A 2,897-nucleotide genomic window follows, 5' to 3' on the forward strand; every position below is an offset into this window, starting at 1 on the left:
TGAGTTCTTTAAAGGGAAATGGCCTGTTACCGAGACGCTTCAGCAGTGGATGCGAACTTCTCAAACAGAGCCCAAGTGGCTCCGTGCCGAGCTTCCGGATTTCGATTTGGGGATGAACGAGCGGACTGAAGCACAGTCCAAAGTCGATTTCTCCGCGAGCGACAGCCTGGAGAATTTCCACCGAACGCATGCTGTAAGCTTCGATGGTCAGCTTAGGTCTGTCCTTGGAAATGATCATGAGGCAGGACATAAGCTGACGCAGTAAATGACCGTGCGTCCCCGCCACCCTCAGGTGTTCCGGATGCTCCTTCATATTCCCACTCATTTCCTCACGAATACGTTTCAAATGCGCCAGGAGGTTTTCTGACTTGACCTTAAAGTGATGGCCCTGTTGAGTCAGCACGATGTTCCGGCCCGATTTGGAGAAAAGCTCCAAGCCTAAGTCATCTTCGATGGCAGCAACGGCATGGCTCACTGCACTCGGACTAATGGCGAGGCTTTTCGCGGCGCGACCAACGTGTTCCAGGCGCGCGACTTCAAGAAAGTATCGGATGTGGTCAAAATTCATTTCATTTTCCTGCACGATTTCGTTCTGAATATTTCATTTTACAGAATGAATGACCTAGCGTAAAGAAGAGTCTGGCAGGGCTGTCATTGGGTAGCTAAAGCTCTGCAAAATAATACGAAAACAACAAGGAAAATATCATGTCCGTACTCAACCGCTGCGTTCCGCCAGCACTGTTCTTTGCAGTTTGCTCTCTGTCTTCAGCCGCAGTTCACGCCGAACCTCTAGTCTCGCCGCTTGCGGCCCAGTGTTTGAGCAGCGAAGCTTCCAAGGTTGAAGGCCGGGGGCTTGCGCTTCCCAATTTCGAGATCCTGTTTTTCGCTGATAAAATGACAGCTCAGATCATCACCGTTGATGGTGAGCTCATCGTTATTGACAATTTGAAGGCAAGCGGAAATTTCATTGGTGATTCCCTTGTACCCAACTCCCCGCTCCTCGCGGCTAAAGGTAACACCGTATCACCTTATTCTGGCGAAGTGGTGGCATTGGATCTGAAGGTTGGATTTCAAATGTGGATCGGTGGCGCATATGGCCACGTGACCCTCACGCGCAATGGGGTCCCGACCCAGGGCGAGGTTTTCTGCCGGCCATTGAGGAACTAAGGGCGACAGTTATCAAATTAGGTTGTGTTGCGTCTGCAAACGCAACACAACCAACTTTTCAGGAGGCATGAAAATTTTTAAAACATCCCATTCGGCATCGTTCAGATCGCTTTGATATGGTTTCCTATCCATGGAAGCCTAAACTTACCTTGGTGTTCTGGTGAGTCATAACTCGCACCGAGTCTTTATTCAATTCGGGAAGTTTCTTCACTCCAAATGGCTGACCATGGCCTTTTTAAACAGGCTCTGAGGGCTGGCACTAATCCCCTCGCTGTGAACTATAGTCAACAATATTGGAGTATTGTTCAGTTTTTCAGCGGCACCATTAAGCAGATGCCACCTGCAAAATATCAAGCATGGCTTTCGCCTCAAAAAAAACAGAAGAGTTCAGTTGAAATTAAGCGGACTGGAGATTCCACAACTTTGGGAACGCTGTCACTTAACCAAATCAACGCCAGTCAATCCAATCCAGTCCTCTGTCGACCCCTGTGAATAGTTTTTACTGACTCAATTTAACTTGCAGATGCCGCCCCCAAAGGGTACCAGGGGAGGTGAAATGCGTAATTTTTTAGTTACAATTAACTCTGTGGACTCACTCATGTTTAAAATTGCCAAGCTTTTTTCGTGTCAAATTGCGGGTCTATTTCTTGCAACATTCTCCGGCAGTGCATTTGCTGCAGGAGAAGCTCAAATTCGATGTCAGCTTCAAATCGAGGATTATCGGGTAACACCCAGAGCGGTTAAGTTGCTTTCAAAATTCCCTGCCCGCCAAGTCATCGGTCAATTGTTTAGCGAGACTTATGAAGCAAAATTTGATGGTCAAACACTTCACGCGACTCTCCAAGCTCAAACCGAGTGGCGCAAATCGGTAAGTTTTGCCAGCTCAGAAGAGCTTAAAATTCAGGAGCTGGAAGTCACTATCGAAAATCCGTGGCATGGCACTGTGCAGACTATTAAGCAATCCGACCCTGGTCTCGCAACTTTTGATGGGTCTGCAGGGTATTTGTTTGCTCGTACCTGGCGAAAAGAAGGCAAGCCTGTAGGTGATATTGCTGTGACATTTGTCTGCGAAATTTTAAATGCGGTAAGAAAAATAAACTAAGCGATTGGGCCTTGGTGATCAGTATTAACCCAGGGCCCCAGAAAGTATGTCTAAAATCTGCACAATCATCGAATATTATTGACTATACTTAACAGCCAGGGGACTAGCGCTAAGCGGCATGTTACTGAGGATAAGCTTCAGGAGGCGATCGTAAAAGTCATCAATTCCTACAATCGCTTCACCTTGCCAAAGCTTTGGGGCACCGGAAAGAGTGCTTCTGCTGATGGTACGCAATGGGATATGTACGAAAAGAACCTGCTCTCTGAATATCATATTCGCTACGGAGGCTGGGGAGGCATAGTGAGGTTAACCCGGATTCCGTGGAGCCATCTGTTAAGATGAATCCATGAATATAGGGAGTCCAGCTTTGAAGCCAGAAAAGTCTGCCAAATCAAAAAGTAAGCGTCGAACCTTTTCCGGTTGTGTTGCGTTTGCAGAAGCTGAGCGAGGTGAAGCAAGGATTGGCGAACGATCATGCAGCGACGGAATAGAAGATCTCTGCAGAGGTATCACCCTCTGCTCTGACCTGCCGTTTTCGAATGATCCTCATCGACTCAAAGCCACCAATTGTAATCCTTGCCGTTCGAAACCTCCCAAAGCCCAAGGTGGCTCTGCATAGCTGCTTGAT

3 protein-coding genes and 1 pseudogene are annotated in these 2,897 nt (G+C 47.7%); 3 read left to right on the forward strand and 1 reads right to left on the reverse strand.

The genetic code is table 11. From position 1 onward, the window contains the following. The coding region (locus VE954_RS18455) for a LysR family transcriptional regulator (RefSeq protein WP_324955429.1) at nucleotides 1–568 on the reverse strand (568 nt) is incomplete at its 3' end. A 137-nt stretch (nucleotides 569–705) separates the two neighbouring features. Between VE954_RS18455 and VE954_RS18460 the strand changes: the two genes are divergently transcribed. The 3 genes and pseudogenes from VE954_RS18460 to VE954_RS18470 all read left to right on the forward strand — a co-directional run. Continuing rightward, on the forward strand, nucleotides 706–1,167 hold the full coding sequence (locus VE954_RS18460) for a hypothetical protein (protein ID WP_324955431.1): 462 nt from the start codon (nucleotides 706–708) through the stop codon (nucleotides 1,165–1,167). Between the two features lie 556 nt (nucleotides 1,168–1,723). Further along, on the forward strand, nucleotides 1,724–2,269 hold the full coding sequence (locus tag VE954_RS18465; protein ID WP_324955432.1) for a hypothetical protein: 546 nt from the start codon (nucleotides 1,724–1,726) through the stop codon (nucleotides 2,267–2,269). A gap of 114 nt (nucleotides 2,270–2,383) precedes the next feature. Continuing rightward, nucleotides 2,384–2,569, forward strand: a pseudogene (locus VE954_RS18470) (Tn3 family transposase); the annotation flags it as partial. Between the last annotated feature and the right edge of the window lie 328 nt (nucleotides 2,570–2,897).

Source organism: Oligoflexus sp. (assembly GCF_035638955.1).
In the GTDB taxonomy this organism is placed as follows: Bacteria; Bdellovibrionota_B; Oligoflexia; order Oligoflexales; family Oligoflexaceae; genus Oligoflexus.

Coding starts and splice junctions, on each gene's coding strand:
- VE954_RS18460 (WP_324955431.1), top strand. CDS start 706: ATGTCCGTACTCAACCGCTGCGTTCCGCCAGCACTGTTCTTTGCAGTT.
- VE954_RS18465 (WP_324955432.1), top strand. CDS start 1,724: ATGCGTAATTTTTTAGTTACAATTAACTCTGTGGACTCACTCATGTTT.